At 43.9% G+C, this 16,417-nt stretch carries 24 protein-coding genes, 1 tRNA gene and 1 pseudogene; 15 read left to right on the top strand and 11 right to left on the bottom strand.

The features are described from left to right. Positions 1-44 precede the first annotated feature (44 nt). Complete coding sequence (locus JCM11217_RS06675) at positions 45-524, bottom strand: nucleotidyltransferase domain-containing protein (RefSeq protein ID WP_243678603.1); 480 nt, start codon at positions 522-524, stop codon at positions 45-47. 118 nt (positions 525-642) lie between these two features. Beyond that, positions 643-852, bottom strand: coding sequence for a MarR family transcriptional regulator (locus JCM11217_RS06670; RefSeq protein ID WP_243678602.1), 210 nt, complete (start codon positions 850-852; stop codon positions 643-645). A 179-nt stretch (positions 853-1,031) separates the two neighbouring features. On the opposite strand from JCM11217_RS06670, the gene JCM11217_RS06665 reads away from it, so the two are divergent. Genes JCM11217_RS06665 through JCM11217_RS14670 form a run of 3 tightly spaced genes read left to right on the top strand, consistent with a single transcriptional unit; the run spans position 1,032 to position 2,800 of the window. Beyond that, the gene (locus JCM11217_RS06665) at positions 1,032-1,871 is read left to right on the top strand and encodes an aldo/keto reductase (protein ID WP_054842445.1); all 840 of its coding nucleotides are present in this window, start codon (positions 1,032-1,034) and stop codon (positions 1,869-1,871) included. Then, positions 1,871-2,617: a hypothetical protein gene (locus JCM11217_RS06660; RefSeq protein WP_054842444.1), complete on the top strand. Its 747-nt coding sequence runs from the start codon at positions 1,871-1,873 to the stop codon at positions 2,615-2,617. The genes JCM11217_RS06665 and JCM11217_RS06660 overlap by 1 nt, the downstream gene beginning before the upstream one ends. A gap of 45 nt (positions 2,618-2,662) precedes the next feature. Continuing rightward, complete coding sequence (locus tag JCM11217_RS14670; RefSeq protein WP_243678601.1) at positions 2,663-2,800, top strand: hypothetical protein; 138 nt, start codon at positions 2,663-2,665, stop codon at positions 2,798-2,800. Here JCM11217_RS14670 and JCM11217_RS06655 read toward each other — a convergent pair. After that, positions 2,793-3,870, bottom strand: a pseudogene (locus JCM11217_RS06655) (V-type ATPase subunit). The gene JCM11217_RS14670 and the pseudogene JCM11217_RS06655 overlap by 8 nt on opposite strands. Before the next feature lie 461 nt (positions 3,871-4,331). On the opposite strand from JCM11217_RS06655, the gene JCM11217_RS06645 reads away from it, so the two are divergent. Further along, on the top strand, positions 4,332-4,757 hold the full coding sequence (locus tag JCM11217_RS06645) for a phosphate-starvation-inducible PsiE family protein (RefSeq protein ID WP_054842443.1): 426 nt from the start codon (positions 4,332-4,334) through the stop codon (positions 4,755-4,757). Here the strand turns inward: JCM11217_RS06645 and JCM11217_RS06640 are convergent. After that, positions 4,743-5,726, bottom strand: coding sequence for a hypothetical protein (locus tag JCM11217_RS06640; RefSeq protein ID WP_054842442.1), 984 nt, complete (start codon positions 5,724-5,726; stop codon positions 4,743-4,745). The genes JCM11217_RS06645 and JCM11217_RS06640 overlap by 15 nt on opposite strands. A 90-nt stretch (positions 5,727-5,816) precedes the next feature. Between JCM11217_RS06640 and JCM11217_RS06635 the strand changes: the two genes are divergently transcribed. Beyond that, positions 5,817-6,131, top strand: a complete 315-nt coding sequence (locus JCM11217_RS06635) for a hypothetical protein (RefSeq protein ID WP_243678600.1) — start codon at positions 5,817-5,819, stop codon at positions 6,129-6,131. A 59-nt stretch (positions 6,132-6,190) separates the two neighbouring features. Further along, a complete protein-coding gene (locus JCM11217_RS06630; RefSeq protein ID WP_243678599.1) occupies positions 6,191-7,396 on the top strand; it encodes an RsmB/NOP family class I SAM-dependent RNA methyltransferase in 1,206 nt (401 codons plus the stop codon). Here JCM11217_RS06630 and JCM11217_RS06625 read toward each other — a convergent pair. Next, positions 7,368-7,835: a YbaK/EbsC family protein gene (locus tag JCM11217_RS06625; protein WP_054842440.1), complete on the bottom strand. Its 468-nt coding sequence runs from the start codon at positions 7,833-7,835 to the stop codon at positions 7,368-7,370. The two genes, JCM11217_RS06630 and JCM11217_RS06625, sit on opposite strands and share 29 nt — an antisense overlap. Positions 7,836-7,900: 65 nt before the next feature. Between JCM11217_RS06625 and JCM11217_RS14665 the strand changes: the two genes are divergently transcribed. The 7 genes from JCM11217_RS14665 (at position 7,901) to JCM11217_RS14645 (ending at position 12,125) form a co-directional block, all read left to right on the top strand. Beyond that, on the top strand, positions 7,901-8,146 hold the full coding sequence (locus JCM11217_RS14665; RefSeq protein WP_243678598.1) for a galactokinase family protein: 246 nt from the start codon (positions 7,901-7,903) through the stop codon (positions 8,144-8,146). Next, positions 8,119-8,847, top strand: coding sequence for a hypothetical protein (locus tag JCM11217_RS14660; protein ID WP_243678597.1), 729 nt, complete (start codon positions 8,119-8,121; stop codon positions 8,845-8,847). The genes JCM11217_RS14665 and JCM11217_RS14660 overlap by 28 nt, the downstream gene beginning before the upstream one ends. Before the next feature lie 316 nt (positions 8,848-9,163). Then, positions 9,164-10,150, top strand: a complete 987-nt coding sequence (gene galT, locus JCM11217_RS06615) for a galactose-1-phosphate uridylyltransferase (RefSeq protein WP_054842439.1) — start codon at positions 9,164-9,166, stop codon at positions 10,148-10,150. 47 nt (positions 10,151-10,197) lie between these two features. Beyond that, positions 10,198-11,094: an FAD-dependent oxidoreductase gene (locus JCM11217_RS06610; protein WP_243678596.1), complete on the top strand. Its 897-nt coding sequence runs from the start codon at positions 10,198-10,200 to the stop codon at positions 11,092-11,094. 160 nt (positions 11,095-11,254) lie between these two features. Then, the gene (locus JCM11217_RS14655; RefSeq protein WP_243678595.1) at positions 11,255-11,419 is read left to right on the top strand and encodes a hypothetical protein; all 165 of its coding nucleotides are present in this window, start codon (positions 11,255-11,257) and stop codon (positions 11,417-11,419) included. After that, complete coding sequence (locus JCM11217_RS14650; protein WP_243678594.1) at positions 11,410-11,907, top strand: hypothetical protein; 498 nt, start codon at positions 11,410-11,412, stop codon at positions 11,905-11,907. The genes JCM11217_RS14655 and JCM11217_RS14650 overlap by 10 nt, the downstream gene beginning before the upstream one ends. 17 nt (positions 11,908-11,924) lie before the next feature. After that, positions 11,925-12,125, top strand: coding sequence for a hypothetical protein (locus tag JCM11217_RS14645; protein ID WP_243678593.1), 201 nt, complete (start codon positions 11,925-11,927; stop codon positions 12,123-12,125). Here the strand turns inward: JCM11217_RS14645 and JCM11217_RS06600 are convergent. From JCM11217_RS06600 to JCM11217_RS14640, 3 genes are read right to left on the bottom strand one after another with little or no spacing between them, the layout of a single operon-like run. Next, entirely contained in the window at positions 12,110-12,769 is a 660-nt protein-coding gene (locus tag JCM11217_RS06600) for a hypothetical protein (protein ID WP_054842479.1), read from the bottom strand. The two genes, JCM11217_RS14645 and JCM11217_RS06600, sit on opposite strands and share 16 nt — an antisense overlap. A gap of 5 nt (positions 12,770-12,774) precedes the next feature. Beyond that, complete coding sequence (locus tag JCM11217_RS06595; RefSeq protein ID WP_054842438.1) at positions 12,775-13,977, bottom strand: FAD/NAD(P)-binding oxidoreductase; 1,203 nt, start codon at positions 13,975-13,977, stop codon at positions 12,775-12,777. A 16-nt stretch (positions 13,978-13,993) separates the two neighbouring features. Then, complete coding sequence (locus tag JCM11217_RS14640) at positions 13,994-14,179, bottom strand: sulfurtransferase TusA family protein (protein ID WP_243678651.1); 186 nt, start codon at positions 14,177-14,179, stop codon at positions 13,994-13,996. Between JCM11217_RS14640 and JCM11217_RS14635 the strand changes: the two genes are divergently transcribed. Continuing rightward, a complete protein-coding gene (locus JCM11217_RS14635) occupies positions 14,115-14,255 on the top strand; it encodes a hypothetical protein (RefSeq protein WP_243678592.1) in 141 nt (46 codons plus the stop codon). The two genes, JCM11217_RS14640 and JCM11217_RS14635, sit on opposite strands and share 65 nt — an antisense overlap. Here the strand turns inward: JCM11217_RS14635 and JCM11217_RS06590 are convergent. Beyond that, a complete protein-coding gene (locus JCM11217_RS06590; protein WP_054842437.1) occupies positions 14,248-14,664 on the bottom strand; it encodes a DsrE/DsrF/DrsH-like family protein in 417 nt (138 codons plus the stop codon). The genes JCM11217_RS14635 and JCM11217_RS06590 overlap by 8 nt on opposite strands. Before the next feature lie 403 nt (positions 14,665-15,067). On the opposite strand from JCM11217_RS06590, the gene JCM11217_RS14630 reads away from it, so the two are divergent. Then, positions 15,068-15,235, top strand: a complete 168-nt coding sequence (locus JCM11217_RS14630; protein ID WP_243678591.1) for a PaREP1 family protein — start codon at positions 15,068-15,070, stop codon at positions 15,233-15,235. A gap of 397 nt (positions 15,236-15,632) precedes the next feature. Here JCM11217_RS14630 and JCM11217_RS06585 read toward each other — a convergent pair. Together JCM11217_RS06585 and JCM11217_RS06580 are read right to left on the bottom strand one after the other, a co-directional pair. Continuing rightward, a tRNA-Cys gene (locus JCM11217_RS06585) sits at positions 15,633-15,732 on the bottom strand. A gap of 25 nt (positions 15,733-15,757) precedes the next feature. Further along, complete coding sequence (locus JCM11217_RS06580) at positions 15,758-15,967, bottom strand: hypothetical protein (RefSeq protein WP_054842436.1); 210 nt, start codon at positions 15,965-15,967, stop codon at positions 15,758-15,760. Positions 15,968-16,417: the final 450 nt, after the last annotated feature.

The following is a 16,417-nucleotide window of genomic DNA, read 5'->3' as shown; positions in this document are numbered from 1 at the left end:
AGATTATTCAATTTCAATCACCTCGCCAAATCTATAGTCTTTCTTTAGGACCAGTACCAAGCCTTATCACTAACCCAGACCCTCATCGCGCCCAATTCCCTTAGCCTGTTGATTATTCTTGTAAGCACTCCCTCAAAAAATCCGTCCTTATCATAAACAATCACGGCATCCTCAGTCATATCCAGATAAAGCGGTGAGAATCTCCTAGCTTCCTCCCTAGTCTTTATTAATGGGGGGGATAATGTAATGGCGTAGCCCCTATTCATTAACTCATCAAGTAATGGCTGAACCTCATCCTCGGCCCTCTCAAACATCTTAATCCTATCAGAAATGGGCTTAGGCAACTCCTCAAAAATCACTAGCATATCAATATCGCTATCCTTACGTTGATCACCTCTTGCAACGCTGCCGTAAATAATGAGTGAAACTAGGTTATCACCGTATAACTTAATCAATGAGTTCAGTAGGCTCTGAATGACCATCCTATAGGGCTCCTTAATGAAGTCAAGGCCCTTCCTAAACATTTAATTAAACCCACCATAACTTATTCGTAAAGATAAAATTTTAACTTAACGCCCCCCCTAAATTCAATGAAGGTTACAGAGACCTGTTAGACATCCTTACCCTTATCTGTGATGTGAATTATCGTTGAATACCAATTATCTCAAGTCTGATTAAACCCAGGTCTTCAAGTCTGTACAGCATGTCCATGACATCATTGATATTAAAACCAGCTATTTTAAAGCGTTCAGAAACCTCCTCAAGCTTGATACTATCCTGGCCCTTCCTATCACAGGTGTCGCCAATAATCCTTAAGACTGTCTTCTCCCTCTCGCCTAATTCTGCAGACATCATTTTATTTATTACATAACTTATTAATAAGGATTTTTATATTTAGAACAATTTAACTTAATACACATATTTAATAATAAATAATATTAAATTAATGCAGTAATTCAATACAAGAATCAATTATTATGTCTTCGGCATAACCCTTATTAAGCTTCATGGAGGTACTCCCATGATTGCCTATGCCATTGAGTAAGGATACTAAGTACATAAAATCAATAAATGGTAATGTTTCTGTAATAGGTATGGGAACGTGGGGTATAGGCGGCGGTTTTTGGTCACCTGACTACTCAAATGATGAGGATTGGGTCAGGGCATTGAGGAGAGGAATTGAGTTGGGGATGACTCTCATCGATACGGCGGAGATGTATGGTGGAGGCCATGCAGAGGAGCTGGTTGGTAAGGCGATAAAGGGCTTCCCAAGGGAGGAACTCTTTATAGTTACTAAGGTTTGGCCGAACCATGCCCGCTATGATGATGTTATTAGGTCTGCTAGGGCTAGTAAGGAGAGGCTAGGTACGTACATAGATCTCTACCTACTTCACTGGCCTGCCACTGATGTGCCTATTTGCGAGACGATGAGGGCCTTTGAGAGGTTGATAGATGATGGTGTGGTTAGGTTTGTTGGCTTGAGTAATTTCGATGTTGAGGGTATCGAGAGGGCTAGGCAATGCTTCAGTAAGTATGACATTGCTGCTGTGGAGAATAGGTATAGTCTCCTCCATAGGGTTGATGAGGCGTCAGTAATACCATACGTGCAGAGGAATGGAATGCTTTACCTGGCATATACGCCACTTGAGAAGGGCGAGTTTGCCCGTAATGAGTTTCTCGGAAATATTGGTAGGAAGTATGGTAAGACAGCAATACAGGTTGTGCTTAATTGGTATATAGGAATTGACAACCTGGTGCCAATACCGAAGGCAGGTAAGGTTGAGCATGTTGAGGAGAACGCAGGTGCCATGGGCTGGAGATTAAGTAAGGAGGATTGGGACGCAATAAGTACTCACTTCCGTAGGGTTTAATGATGCCAAGGACATTAACAATAATTAAGTACGCGGAGATAATATCACTGGCGTTATTAATCGTGAGCCTAATACTGCTAGTGATTCCATCAAACCAGGGCGTAATCACTACGTACACGTGCATAAACGGTGAGTTAAAAAGCAACACAACATGCATATTCCCTCAAGTAGTTAAGATTAATAATTACGTAATTGGTAGCGCATTAGTTTTAATAAATAATGGACAACCCGAGAGACTAAGTAATGGGTCAATAATAGCGAGAGAAATCACGTTAATGCCAGCAGTAAGCTATGTTAGAATAATCAATAATTCGCAAGTCACGTTCAATATTTATAATCCAACGAGTAAATGGGTCAATATCACACTACCGGGCTCATGCATCCTCACGATAAATGCCACAATACTTGGCAGTGGTTATGTATCAATTACCGTATTAAGCGATGGGAGAATCATTGATTATACGCCATACACATACTCACTATTCACAACAACCCAAGCCGATAATAATCTTGATATAATAATTAAACCGGCTGTTCCGTTATCATGCCCCCCCTGCATAAACACGATAGTCAACATACTAGTGAATGGTACATGCATTCAACGTAGTAATGCTATCATAACATCAGTGGCGTACGTTAAGGGTAATAATGCGGTTAATAATCTCCATGGTATGTACGCATTAATACTTATGTTAATCTCATTAATCATGCTTACGGCTTCATTAATCCTTAGCACTAGGCGGTGAGCATGGAGCATAAAGCATTTATAATTTGCTAATAAGCCAAGGTTAATGCCTGGGATTAATGAGATAGTTCAGGAGGAGGCCAAGAAGATTGTGAATAAGTACCTTGAGCAGGTAAATGAGAGAATAAATAAGGCCAGGGAGGAATTGCTGAAGAAGGTTGAGGAGATAAGGAACCTTAAATAACAGGGCCGTAGAGCTTAACCACGAAGTCCCTCGGTATGCCCTCCAGGAAAGCGTTTAACAACGTAATGACTAAGTCACTCTCAATGAATTTAAAGTGCACGGCGGCCAGGGCAGCGCCTGGCGAGAATTCAGTAAATAGTGATATCATCGAGTCCTCAAGGTCCTTTGCAAACCTGTAACTGAATGGACCAAGGTATTGAACCAATAACCTAAGGTCTGACGAACCTGCGACCTTAATTAATTGATCAACTGACGGAAATACCGAGGCCATCTCCTCAAGTATCCTCGTTGGTGACTCGCCGTATATCTTCACGGCTGTACTGAATACTGCACCTGAACGTATTGCTAATTCATTTATTAATTCCTGCGATATACCCCATAACTTACTCCTCAATATAACGTTAAGGTTATAAAAGTCAACAAGCTCCTTGATAAACCTATTAACTGAATAATCAATCCTAGCCAAACGCATTAGATACTCTATAAATGCCTTATCAATGAGCGTATCAATAAGCATCACGTTATACTGAGGATACTGCTTACTAATCCTTAGGAAGATATCAAGTGCTGGACCAGCTGGGTGCTGAAGCTCCATTAACTTATTACGTAAATCCTCAACATCCCTAACACTCATTATCGCAGCCAGAACATGCCTTCTACCAAGCTCCTCCTCAACAGTTACGTTAATTAAACCCTCTAATGATCCGCCGCCCTCCAATCCCCCTCGTTAATGACTTAGCTATTACTTTAACATTCTCAAGCTCAAACCTCACCAGGTATGACTTCAGAATGGTGGATGCCGGCGATGGCACCGACGATGCCAATGAACTTATTGACCTAATTATGTGAGACCTAACCTCATTAGTTACTTGAGCCTCATCAACTATCTTGCCCAACCTCTCAAGGGCATCCCCCCCATACTCAGTACCCTTTAACACATTCACTGCATCATCAAGGGTCTGGGCCAGTATCAAGGCGTTCAACTTATCCTTACTCAAGTACCTAGCCCTTAACCCCCCCCTAACCCTAGGGCCAAGCGCTGTTAATTTAATTACGTAATTACTCGACATTCCCCCCCTTACTCACCAATTAATGTCTTAACAACCTCATCAACGGTTTTATCAATCGCATTATTGACCCTCCTCCTGAACTCCTCAACCTCCTTACGTAACTGTTCCGAGTACTTGCTCACCTCATTCTCAATCTCCCTAGATCTGTTCTCCCTATACTCATTAATAACCCTCTTTATGTACTCCTCAACCTCACCCTGAACCTTAACCTTAACCTCATTTATTAACCTGCAATCTCAGCATCATTACTATCCCTTAGCTTGTACACCTCATCAACCTTACTATCGACCTTCCTAAGAATTTCATAAAGCCGTTCTAAGGACACGATAAGGATTTTGCGATGAGGCCTTAAAAATATTATTGCATCATAATTGATTATGACGCGTTGGTATAAGCCGTGGCTTATTGTTAATGATAAATAATGGTAAAGACCTAAAAATATCCCTTAAATTCCGTGGTTAATGGATACTAAGGATATTGTAAGGGCTTTCAGGTTCATAAGCATTGCACTATACGTAGTGATAATAGTAATAACCGTGGTCTTAGGCGCCGTGGCATTGTACTTAGCCGTTAGGGATATTGTATCGTTGATTCCCTTCTCCTCAATATCTGACGTGAAGATACTAGGTGCCTTATCTGCGGTGTTTCTGGTTGTCATAGCGTTGGAATTTGTCGACATGTTCCTAGAATATATAAAAACGGGCACTGTGGTCGTAGACCTGGTGCTTGCGGTGGTCCTCACGGCAATCTCAAGGGAATTACTACTTTATGTAGCATCGCCAGGTGCATCTTTCAGTTATGGCATACTACTGGTGGCCAGCATACTGGTGCTTGCGCTGGCTTATTGGCTGGTTAGTAGGGCTAAGGTGGGGTCACGCACTGGTTAATTCGAGCCTCCTCGGCATTTCAGGCAGTAAATTCCTAGTGCTATAAAGGGTTTCGTACTCATTTATATTCAATCTCTTCATTATATTGGCTATGGAATCTTCAAGCACGTCCTTATTAATGCCGTGTATCATGAAGTAACAGTTATATGGCCATGATCCAAGAGTCACCTCCCTAAGCACTACGTGTGTCGTTTCCTCAATTAACGCGGCTCTTTCACAGATTTCCGGCGTCGCCTTAAATACTACCATTGCATTCTCCCTAAATCCCACCTTGTCCGAGTCCAATGTCGCGTAAAAATCCCTAATCACTCCAACTTTCATTAAATAATCAATTAATCTTCTCAACCCATTAACATCTGTATTGGCGAGGTTAGCTATTTCATTAAAGGGCTCCCTCTCGATGCTTATTGCCCTTAACCTTCTGAAAAACTCCATTGGGAGCCCCCCCGTGGATTCTATGGGCGGCACGTTGAGTGGTAATATCATCGACTTTGTTCGAGATACCCCCCCACTGATTAGGTCAAACTTAACATCTATCTTATAGGTCCTTAATGCTGTTAATACCACGAAGTCATTAATGCCAAATCTGGACAGGGTATTAGAGACCTTCATTACTAATTCCTCCTTACTCCTGGCCTTCGTGACAAACCACATGTTGTACCTAGGGTGCTCCCTAACGAAGTTATGCGAGACCTGAGGATCGGAATTTACAGCCTTAGCAACCTCATCTATTAGCTCGCTTGGTACGTTAACGCCGATTAAGGCTGATACCAAGCCTCTCGATCTATAATTTACCAGTGCGCCGATTCTCTTGATTACGCCGTTGCTTAATAGGTTTCTTGTCTCACTCAGCACCCAATCCTCATCCTCACCAAGTCTCTCAGCCACGTCAAGAAATGGTCTTTTAGTTATTGGGAAGTTGTACTGAAGCTCCATTAGCAATGACTTTCTTTTGTCAGTAAGTTCCACAGGGCATGCCCCTGACCCTATTTAAAAAGTGATTTGCGTTTGCTCTCCGGTGAATAACTGTTATATAAGGGTTAATTAAATGCGCATTGTATGGAGGAGTACGATTCACGAATTATAAAAGCACTCGTTGATTTAGTAAGTAAGAGTAGGGGGGGTAGGAGAGTGACCATTAAGGCGAGGTCATTACTGAAATTCGCAGGGCTTAATGATAAGCATTCAGACATTCTAAAGACGGCTAAAGTCCTCGGCAAATTAGCGAGTGATGGCTATGTTAGGGTTGAGAGTACGAAACCGATTAAGACCAGGTCCAGGGTTCTTAGGTACATAATCACTGAGAGTATGGAACTATGGAAGTTGCTAAGGAGAATCCAAATGACGCCGTTAATATTTTGCTTAAGAGGTTAAGGGATTTAAGTAATTACGGTGAGGCTCAGGCTTAGGCCTGAATGGTGGGTAACGTATCCGTGAGGAAGGAGGTAGAAATCGTCAAGGGGGGGCATAGGCTTGATTATCAATTATACAAATACTTCCTACAGTACTTCTCGGAAAGTGAATTAGAAAGAATCTTTGAAAGCATTAGGATACCACCAAGTAGGTACTACATTAGGGTCAATACCCTGAGGATAAGCCCTGAGGAATTAATGAGATCACTGCGTGAAAAATCCATAGACGTAAATCCCGATGAGTACTTACCTGAGGCGCTATGGTTTCCTGTTAAAGGACCTAATAAGATACCGTCAGCACGTAAGTACGTACTCGCCGATAAGAGAGCTGCTGAGAGTGTTTACGTAGGCGCTAACCTATACGTGCCTGGCGTGGTGAAGATGGATGAGGGAGTTAGGAGAGGTGATGAGGTTAATGTTCTAGCCCCTAATGGTGAGGTTGTGGCGTTTGGAATAGCTGAGGTCGGTAATGACGATATTAAGACCGTTAGACACGGTATTGCGGTTAAGACCTTAGTCAGCGTTTATGAGATGCCTAAGGTTAGGGAGATGAGGGAGTACGAACTAGGTCTATTCTACGACCAAAGCCTACCGGCCCAGTGGGTTGGTCATGTAATCGACCCTAAGCCCAATGAGGTTATTATTGACATGAATGCGGCACCTGGTGGTAAGACGAGCCATATAATACAGTTAAGTGGTGGTAGGGCTATTGTTCACGCGTTTGATAGGAGTGAGGGTAAGGTTAGGGAGATGACTGAGATATTAAGTAGGCTTGGCATGGATGGTCTTTATAGGGTTGAGGTCAGGGATACGAGGTACCTAGACATTGATAGGCCCGACCTAGTTAATTCCGCGGATAAAGTCCTCATAGACCCACCCTGCACTGACATGGGCGTTAGGCCGAGACTCTTTGACGTAAAGACCATGGACTTGGTCATGGCAATGTCGAATTATCAGAGGCAGTTCATTAGGGTCGCATGGAGGTTATTGAAGCCGGGTGGCATCCTCATTTACTCAACATGCACGATACCGCCGCTCGAGAACGAGGATAACATTGCCTACGCCGAGGGCCTAGGCTTCGAGGTAATTGACATAAGTATTCCCAAGGTATCAGGCGGGTTAATTGATAAGTATAGGAACTCCGTCGTCAGGTTTTACCCGCATGTACATGACACGCCAGGCTTCTTCATAGCCAAGCTCAGGAAGCCTGATCAAAGGCATCAATAAACATCGGCTTTAGTAGATTCACCAGGTCCTTAACGTTAATCCTCATCAGCGTATTCCTAGACCCACCGCCACATAATACATAGTCATTCTCTAGTATTGATGGGTCCATAACGACCTTAAGCGATAGAACCCTTTCACTAAGTGGCGTCACTGCACCAACATCAACACCCAAAACCTGCCTAACCTCCCTCGCCTTAGCCATCGCCACCGACTTACCCAATGCCTTAGACAATCTATCAAAATTAATGACCTTATCACCCCCCCTAACAATCGCCACTAAGTACTCGTCACCAGCCTTAAGCAATAACGTCTTCACAATCCTACCCACGGGTTCACCACTCTCCCTAGACGCTGCCTCCACCGTCTCAACCCCCCCATGATCAAACTCCAGAACATCCACGGTCAAGCCCATAATGACTTCTCTACGTACCTTAACCACAGTACTCAATCAATGAGTTGCCCTTTAATCCTTTAATACATAATGTAGGGCATACCTCAGTAATTATGGCTGTGGACATAGTCGCTAGGGAATTCAGGGAATTCTTTAATGAGGAACCAGCCCTAATAACTTCGGCGCCAGGTAGATTAGATTTCCTCAATACACACCAGGACTATAAGGGATTACCCGTTGTTGCCGTTGGTATTAACCTAAGGACTTTCATCGCTATTTCCAGGTCTCAAGATGAATTCGTGGTGGCGTCAGGTAATTTAAGAGATGAAATGTGGAGTATATTGATAGGTTCTCATTAGGTGAATTGAAATTGCTTGGTGGCAGGTGGTTTGGCGATTACGTTAGGGCACTTGTAATGGCTTTTATGAGACATGGCTATTCTATCAGCCCCCCCTTTAGGGCGTGGATACGTAGTAATGTGCCGATAGCGTCGGGGGGGCTTGGCAGCAGTGGTACACTACTTGTTGCGTTAGCCTCAGCGATTAGCGCCATTAATGGGTTTAACCTGGATAGGAAGGCCATTGCTGAGATGGCCTATGAGACTGAGCACGATATTATGGGCATACCCTGCGGTAGGCTTGACCAGTATGCCGCCGCCTTTGGCGACATTGTAGTCATAGAGACTAGGCCTCCCTATAATGTTGAAGTTTTACCACGCCTTAATGGGGGGGTATTCCTCGTCGTCGATACTGGCATTAGGCATAGTACCGCGGATATACATCCTAAGCGTCAACAGGAGATTGATGAGGGACTCCATAAATTACTTAGTATGGACATACCTGGGAGCTTAAGGAGGAGACTTGGTGCCCATTATTGGGAGGTTCATTGGGACGAGATAAGGGAGGATGAAATAAGCCAATTTATTGATGAATTAGATAACACATCTAAAAGGAGGATATTATATACATTGAGGGCTAATGAAAGTACGAAACTGGCATTGAGCGTTATTAGGGGGGAGAGAGTGTTGATATTAAAGATATTACGAGAATACTCAACCTAAGTAGTGCCGAGGTGGATAGCTTGATTTCCCGTTATGACTGGAGGGAGGCCATAATTGGTAAGGTCATGACTTATCAACATAGATTACTCAGTGAATATTATGATGTTAGTTTACCCGTAATAGATGAACTGGTTAATTTCCTGGTGAGTGAGGGTGCCTATGGACCAAGTTATCCGGGGGGGCTGGTTTGGGTGGTTCAGTCATTGCGCTTGTTAGGGACGAGACTATCGCCAGGGAAATACTGAGCAAGGTCTTAAGTAGGGGCTTGGCTCCGAGGGGCTGGGTCGTTAGTATAGATAATGGGGGGTGATGGTGCATGGCTAATAAGCCCGTCATGGAGCTTAGGTGGGACCCAACGCTTAGGGAGTGGGTTTTGGTGTCGAACATTAGGCGTTTTAGGCCGTGGCAACCAAGTAATTATTGCCCATTCTGCCCCCCCGGAAATCCAGAGACTGGCTATGGGTGGAGAGCCCTAATACTTGAGAATAGGTACCCAATGCTTATGGAGAACCCACCCGAACCTAGCAATCACTGGTTTTATAAGACCGGTAAGTCAATGGGTAAGTGCTACGTGGTTGTTGAAACCCCTGAGCACAACATTGACGATATTAGTGACCTACCCATTGATCAGATCGAGTATGTATTAAACATGATAATTAATAAGGTGAGAGAGGAGACAGGTAAGGATTACGCGCATTACTTTCTTTGGTTTAGGAATAAGGGTAGGGAAATAGGCGTCTCACTAACGCATCCCCCCCATAGCCAAATATATGTGTTGCCATTCACGCCTAGTAGAATTGAAAGAGAGCTCAACAGCGCTAAGGAGTACTTTAATAATTATGGTAGGTGCCTATTTTGCGACATATTGAGTGCTGAGCTTAGGGATAATGTAAGGTTGATCCATAGTAATGATTACTGGGTCTCATTCATGCCCTTTTACTCGCATTGGCCCTTTGAGGTTCATATTTACCCGAGAAGGCACGTTCAATTAATCACGGAACTTACTAAGGAGGAGGTTAGGGGTTTAGCGGAGATCCTTAAGGTGTCGCTGTGCGGATTAACGCACGTGTTTAATAAGTCAATGCCATACATATTAGTGTTACACCAGGCACCACTGAAGGGTGATTATCCGTATTATCACCTGCACATTGAGGTTTATGGCATATTGAGGGAGGAGGATAAGATTAAGTATGCGGCCGGCATGGAGACTGGCGGCGGTAATTTCACGTATGACTCAGTGCCCGAGGAGAATGCGCAGAGGATTAGGGATTCCATGTTAAGAAGTTGCATTCACAATGGTTAGTAATTAGCTGCGTTAGGTTTTTATTGAATTCCATCTTTTACGGCTCAATGAGCAGTACATTTAAGATATCAGTTACTAAGATGGATTTTGGAGTTAGTGAAGAGTTAACGGGCAAGGTATACGACACAGTAATAATCGGCGGAGGACCAGCGGGCATGTCGGCGGCCATATACGCGGCTAGGTACGGCATGAGCACAATAATAATAACCGAGGAGGTTGGCGGGCAGGTAGCTAAGGCTGGCTGGGTTGAGAATTACCTCGGCTACACAAGGATTATGGGTCCCGACCTAGTGACTAAGTTTGAGGAACATGTTAAGTATTACAACGTACCTATAATCATCGATTCCGTGGAGAACGTGGAGAGGGATGGCGATCTATTCAAGATCTATACATTAAATGGTGATGAGTATACTGCGAGGACCGTAATACTCACGGTTGGTGAAAAGAAGAGGAAGCTTAACGTGCCTGGTGAGGACACGTACAATGGCAGAGGCGTCAGCTACTGCGCACCCTGTGATGCGCCGTTGTTTAAGGGTAAGGTCGTCGCGGTGGTTGGCGGTGGTGATTCAGCCGCATCAGCCGCACTGCTACTAACTGAGTACGCAAGCAAGGTTTACATAATACACAGGAGAAATCAATTGAGGGCCCAGAAGTACTACCAGGACCTACTGCTTAAGAATCCGAAGATTGAGATTATATGGAACACCGTGGTTAAGGAGCTGCAGGGCGATAAACTACTTAGGAAGGCAGTACTGCAGAGGGTCGATACGAAGGAGATCTTCGAATTACCCCTTGATGGATTATTCGTAGAGATTGGCGCGGAACCTCCAGTCGATCTATTTAAGAGGATTGGGCTTGAGCTCTCACAGGATGGTTACATAAAAGTCAATCACCTAATGGAAACAAGCATACCAGGTATTTACGCGGCTGGGGGACTGCGTTGACTTAACACCAAGAGACTTCAGGCAGATAGTGGTGGCTGCCGGACAGGGAGCCCTCGCCGCTTACTCAGCCTATAATTACATAATAAAGAAGTACGGCTTTAATAGACGCTGATCCGAAAAGAAAAATTATTATTGAGATTTTATAGAATCTTATCTCGAAATGGCTAATAGACGTAGTGAGGAAGAGGAGACTGTAGGCACGCTCGAGGAATTACCTCTCTCAGCCAGGTTAATCCTCAATTACCTGGAGTTTGAGCATTTAATAAATAATAAGACCTACGTCACGTTTAAGGAGATAATAGATGGTACGGGGGCTTGGAACTAGAACCGCCAGAAATGCCATTAATTTATTGCGCAAGAGGGGGTTTTGTTGAGACTTACCTGGACGTGAAGGAGAGGAGGAGGTACATGTATAGGCTTAACTTTAGAAATCTTACACAGGATAGGGTTGATGTATCGCCTGGGCTCTATATAATAGATGTTGGGCTTGGCACAATACCAAGCATGACATTTAGGATTTACAGGGTATTAAGGGCTACGACTGTGGCGTTTTACACGGATAGCGTCCCAACAAGCTATCTCGAGTTCACTAAATGTACCTGCGCAATGCAGAGGTTAATTAATTATGAGCCGCAGGGCTTTGAGGAGATTGTGTACATGGTGGTGAGTAACGGGGGGGGTTCTGTGGCATTGGTCATGGATGCATTACTTGATTCCCAGGTTGTGAAGCCATATGTGGACTCCATATATGAATCCTCTGACCATAATCATGTAATGATATATAGGGTTGTCGGTGTCTCACCAATCAGGTAGCCCTTGAATTACTATTAATGGGTAGGGAGGATAAGGTATCGTATAAGAGGGAGAGCACCATAATTCGAATAATAACGACTAGGGAAAAGCTTCAATTGAAGGATTACATTAAGGCGTACGTCCTGGCAATGAGCGAGGATGGATTAACACTCAAGGAGTATGACCAAGATCATGATTTTAATGGAATGAGGGCATACATTATTTACTCAAAGACGTAAATGAAGTCCTTAATTTTACTAATTTCACTCTCAGCTAATTGCTTACCGAGGTACTTAGCCGCTAGTAATAGGAACCTTAATCCTCTCCTGGCATCAGCATCCCTTAACAACTCATTCATTGTCTCAATGACAGACTTCCCATCAGCAGCAACCTCCCTCCTGGCAGCGTTTAGGGAGGCCACATAAGCACAGCACCTAATATGTGCCATGAACTCCAGCAATGTATCAAGGTTTGTCATTAAGTACGTACTATTATCATTAATTAAAGTATGTACCAACTCACTCAACACCTCAGGATCCCCCCCAAGCACGTCCTTTAACGTATCAAGAAGGCCAACATTACCCATTGCACCTATGAGGTCAAGGGCCTTCTCAACACCATCCCTTACGCTGGGTTCCGTGAGCTTTGCTATTATTGATAGAATCTTGTCGTGCTCATTAAGTAATTTAATGGCGCTTGTGGTCAGTAGGTTTTTCGCGAGGTCTTCAATGACCTCGTTATTTAATAAATTGTTTAATGAATCGAGTACGCCAAGTTCATCCAACCTCTTTATAACCTTAAGGAATTTAATGAGCGATTCCAGGTACTCCGGCGTTAGTACCTCGAGAAGCTTACTCTCAAATTCTAATCGACTCTCAACCATGCTACTCACCTATATAGGTAACGAAGTTTCGCCGGCTCCGTAGCCTCAAAGTAAGCCTCGAATATTGGGTCCCAGAGTTCTGGGTATAGTATCATGTCCCAATAAGTGGCTGCGAAGGCGACCTTGAACAAGTGGTTAATCCTGTTTATTGGGTATTTAATCGTTGGATTATTATAGTCGCTTATCACGAATGTGCCAAGGCCATAACCAACATCAAATGGGCAGTTAGTACGGCCCGTGTTACGAGCATCCTCACCCTGGAGTATCCTAGCCACAACACCAGCCTGCAGATGAGCTGTAACCCCCCCCGTTTTGGCGACGGGAAGTGCTGAGGCGTCGCCAATCACGAATGCGTCATCAAACCCCCCCTTAACCCTATTCGTGAATTTATCCGCCTGGACAAACCTATCACTATCCAGTACATCCTCCGGTACATACTTAATATCAACACCAACGTGCGGTGGTATGACTATTGCCGCATCGAACTTAAGCTCCTCACCCTCCATGGAGTAGGCGACCCTTTTCTCGGGGGGGTCTATGTGGTCAAGCGTGTAGAAGGTTATGTACTCAATACCCCTCTCCTTAAGCAGAGGCTCTATTAACTCATTCATGGGCTCGGCAGGGTACGGCCTTGGGTAGAAGGTTGCAAAGACTATCCTCACCTTATCCCTTAAGTCCCTCCTCCTGAAGAATTCTTCGGCGAGGAACGTACCCTCTAACGGGCTTGGTGGGCATCTATAAGCACCTGGAGTCAGTATGATCGCTAACGTGCCCTCCTTCATGCCGTTCAATGTCTGCCAAACCCTCCAGGCATTCTCCTCGTTACTATGGTAATTACCGAACATCTCCGTGACCTTATCGAGACCGGGAACCCTCGAGTAATCCACAGTGGCTCCTGTGGCTATCACTACATAGTCATACTCAAGCCTCTTCCCATTCTCAAGCTCCACATACCTATTCTGAAGATTAACAACCCTTACGCCGGACTGTATGAAGTTTACCCAGGGCTTAAGCACCGAGCGTATCTCGCGCTTAATGGGTCTCTTGGAGCCTCTGAATGCTATGTAGAGTAGCCAGGGCCAGAAGTAGTTATAGGGTTGTTTATCTATGACTGTAACCTCAAACTCATCTTTTGGGAGTCTATTAGCGAGCATTGCACCGCCTGTACCACCACCAATAATGATAACCTTCCTTTTAAGCGTGGACATGATAATTCACCTTAAATCACTTCTTGGCAGTTACCTTAATCACGGCGACTATTTTATCAGACTCCTTCCTAAGCTCCAGGAGCTGGTTGCCGGTCCTCTGTATCCAAGCCTTTATGTCAGGCTCAAAACCTGGATCCGTGGCCCAAACCTCTATTACATCACCATTCCTCGCATTCCTATACGCCTTAACAACCTCGGTAATGGGTCCTGGACAGGCAATGCCCCCTGGCGTCCACGAGGATCCTATTGCCCTGACCCATGCCCATCACCTCATATGAAGAGCACCTGCCCACCCTTGGCCATTTCCAGGAATGTTGTTACGCCAACAACATCATCAACAAGTGATGGGTCGAAGTCCTCCTTCTTAAGGCCGGCCGCTGACGCCATCATTGAGCATACATAGACCTTAGCACCCATCTTCTTAGCCTCCCTGAGCATGTCTAGCCACGTCGGCGCCTTTATCCTAGCCATACCCTCCTGAAGCCTAGGCACAAACTGCTCAAACTCCTTAGGCCAAACAGGAGGTGTCGGGTTCTTCAACAACTTAAACATCGCCCATCCAGTGAAGAATATATTCACCTCATAACCAAGCGCCGCAGCAGCCTGCGAAATCGCACCAACCGGTATTAACTTATCCTCAGTCCCTGAGAACACGATCATGCTTATCTTATCCCTACCCGAGCTCATACAAGGATACGAAGAATTCAAATGAATAAAAGTAATAAAATCAAGCGCAATTTATGCACCTGAAAAATAATCTTATAAAACCAAACAAAAGACTAAGAAAGAATATAGATAAAAACAAAACGATGCTAAAGAATTCATAAATTAATAATGCCCATGTCGCGTAATTTTATCGCGAGGACCCCTAATAATGTTGAGACCTACGTTGTAACCCTTCAATTCAATTTTCCAGTTAATACCCCTTCCTCATTTTGTCAAGCGACTCTGTACAACATCAAGACAATCAATACCCTTAAGAGATTCAATAATGTTCATAGTAATAGTTAGGTTATGAGCCGTAGATATAAATGATTAATGCTAAGGACTAGGAGATTTTATTAAGACATCCATTGCTGATTTTCATGAAATGGGCGAAGGCGTGGTACCCCCCCAGGTTAAGGACTTAGGGAATTACGTAAATTTCAGGCTTGAGGAGGCGATAATCGAGCTTAACCTAGCCATTGAACTCCTCGAGAGGGGGGATACAGCAGAAACGCATCGCAAAAGGCATTCATGCGTGGAAAGCCATAGTTAGTGCCCTAGTCTCGCTCAACATGGATAAGATGCCTAAAGACGATAAGGAGAGGGAGTGGTACAGAAAAATAGGTTTTCTAGCCCCCAACAACAGGACTCAACATAATAGCGAGGAGACTAGAGGAGCTGGGCTATAGGGAAGCCGTCGGCATAAACTCATTAGCCCTAAAACTACATAGGTATGCATACAACGGGCTCTACCGTGGGGCCAGCGACTATGCGGATAGGAAAGACGCGATAGAGGACTTAGTGATACTGATTAAGAAATTAACGCAATTAATAGCCGAACTGGGCAGGGAGAAGGAAGCCAATGAAATACTAAAGAAGATAGAAGGCCTAACCCACGGTCAATGAACCAAGACACGACCCACCAAAAAGCCCACAAGAACCACGAAGACTGGAGCCCCCCCGGCCGGGATTCGAACCCGGGAAAACTCGGTTCCTGCATATAAAATCGTCACTGCAGCCGAGCACCTTCGACCTCTCGGTCACCGGGGCATATTTTATTGCTATTCGGAGTTTTTTAAGTCTTTTGATGATTTTCCTGTTTCTCCGTGGATGACTGAGTTTGAATAAGCCTTTGCAAAGCCTTGAGTATTTTTCTTTTTCTCTTCTCATTATTATTAGCTCTATTCATCATTTCATATAGCTTTTCTATTACTGGTTTTTTAAGCCATTCATTCTTAAATATGGCTTCATGATAAATTATTATTTTATTATAGTCATTGCTCATCTTTGCTCCGTAATCAAAGTCCTCCCTTAAACCAAGGCTTTTAAGTATATTTCTAGCTTCATTAATAATACCTTCACGGCGACTCTTTAATCTAAGCGTTACGTAGCCTCGGTCATTAATGCTAATTGAGAAGCAATATTGCCGATCTCAACTTGTGATCTGCCTCGTCTACGACCTAATTCCATACAGGCCATCTGTTTTAATTTATTCCATTTATCGATGCTAAGATTATCAAACAAAACCCTTATTATTGGTGGTGTTGCCTCAATAATGTTTCTCGCTAATTTGACAGCATTGCTACCTCTAATCCTTACTTGAGTTTCACCCTTCGCATAATCACCAGTTCTAAAGTTAATACCAAAGTCTCTTAGAACATTAAGTACAGTTTCCCATTTTTCGTATTCACTATAACCAATTGATAGCCTAATTATTGGCTCAATACGATTATCA

This window comes from Vulcanisaeta distributa JCM 11217 (assembly GCF_001316005.1).
GTDB lineage: Archaea > Thermoproteota > Thermoprotei > Thermoproteales > Thermocladiaceae > Vulcanisaeta > Vulcanisaeta distributa_B.
This window is presented reverse-complemented; position numbering and strand designations above follow the sequence as displayed.

Bases quoted from the DNA above. Each gene is read 5' to 3' on its own strand.
- JCM11217_RS06675 (WP_243678603.1), bottom strand. From the start codon at position 524: ATGTTTAGGAAGGGCCTTGACTTCATTAAGGAGCCCTATAGGATGGTC.
- JCM11217_RS06670 (WP_243678602.1), bottom strand. From the start codon at position 852: ATGTCTGCAGAATTAGGCGAGAGGGAGAAGACAGTCTTAAGGATTATT.
- JCM11217_RS06665 (WP_054842445.1), top strand. From the start codon at position 1,032: ATGCCATTGAGTAAGGATACTAAGTACATAAAATCAATAAATGGTAAT.
- JCM11217_RS06660 (WP_054842444.1), top strand. From the start codon at position 1,871: ATGATGCCAAGGACATTAACAATAATTAAGTACGCGGAGATAATATCA.
- JCM11217_RS14670 (WP_243678601.1), top strand. From the start codon at position 2,663: ATGCCTGGGATTAATGAGATAGTTCAGGAGGAGGCCAAGAAGATTGTG.
- JCM11217_RS06645 (WP_054842443.1), top strand. From the start codon at position 4,332: ATGGATACTAAGGATATTGTAAGGGCTTTCAGGTTCATAAGCATTGCA.
- JCM11217_RS06635 (WP_243678600.1), top strand. From the start codon at position 5,817: ATGGAGGAGTACGATTCACGAATTATAAAAGCACTCGTTGATTTAGTA.
- JCM11217_RS14665 (WP_243678598.1), top strand. From the start codon at position 7,901: ATGGCTGTGGACATAGTCGCTAGGGAATTCAGGGAATTCTTTAATGAG.
- galT (WP_054842439.1), top strand. From the start codon at position 9,164: ATGGCTAATAAGCCCGTCATGGAGCTTAGGTGGGACCCAACGCTTAGG.
- JCM11217_RS06610 (WP_243678596.1), top strand. From the start codon at position 10,198: ATGAGCAGTACATTTAAGATATCAGTTACTAAGATGGATTTTGGAGTT.
- JCM11217_RS14655 (WP_243678595.1), top strand. From the start codon at position 11,255: ATGGCTAATAGACGTAGTGAGGAAGAGGAGACTGTAGGCACGCTCGAG.
- JCM11217_RS14645 (WP_243678593.1), top strand. From the start codon at position 11,925: ATGGGTAGGGAGGATAAGGTATCGTATAAGAGGGAGAGCACCATAATT.
- JCM11217_RS06600 (WP_054842479.1), bottom strand. From the start codon at position 12,769: ATGGTTGAGAGTCGATTAGAATTTGAGAGTAAGCTTCTCGAGGTACTA.
- JCM11217_RS06595 (WP_054842438.1), bottom strand. From the start codon at position 13,977: ATGTCCACGCTTAAAAGGAAGGTTATCATTATTGGTGGTGGTACAGGC.
- JCM11217_RS06590 (WP_054842437.1), bottom strand. From the start codon at position 14,664: ATGAGCTCGGGTAGGGATAAGATAAGCATGATCGTGTTCTCAGGGACT.
- JCM11217_RS14630 (WP_243678591.1), top strand. From the start codon at position 15,068: ATGGGCGAAGGCGTGGTACCCCCCCAGGTTAAGGACTTAGGGAATTAC.
- JCM11217_RS06580 (WP_054842436.1), bottom strand. From the start codon at position 15,967: ATGAGCAATGACTATAATAAAATAATAATTTATCATGAAGCCATATTT.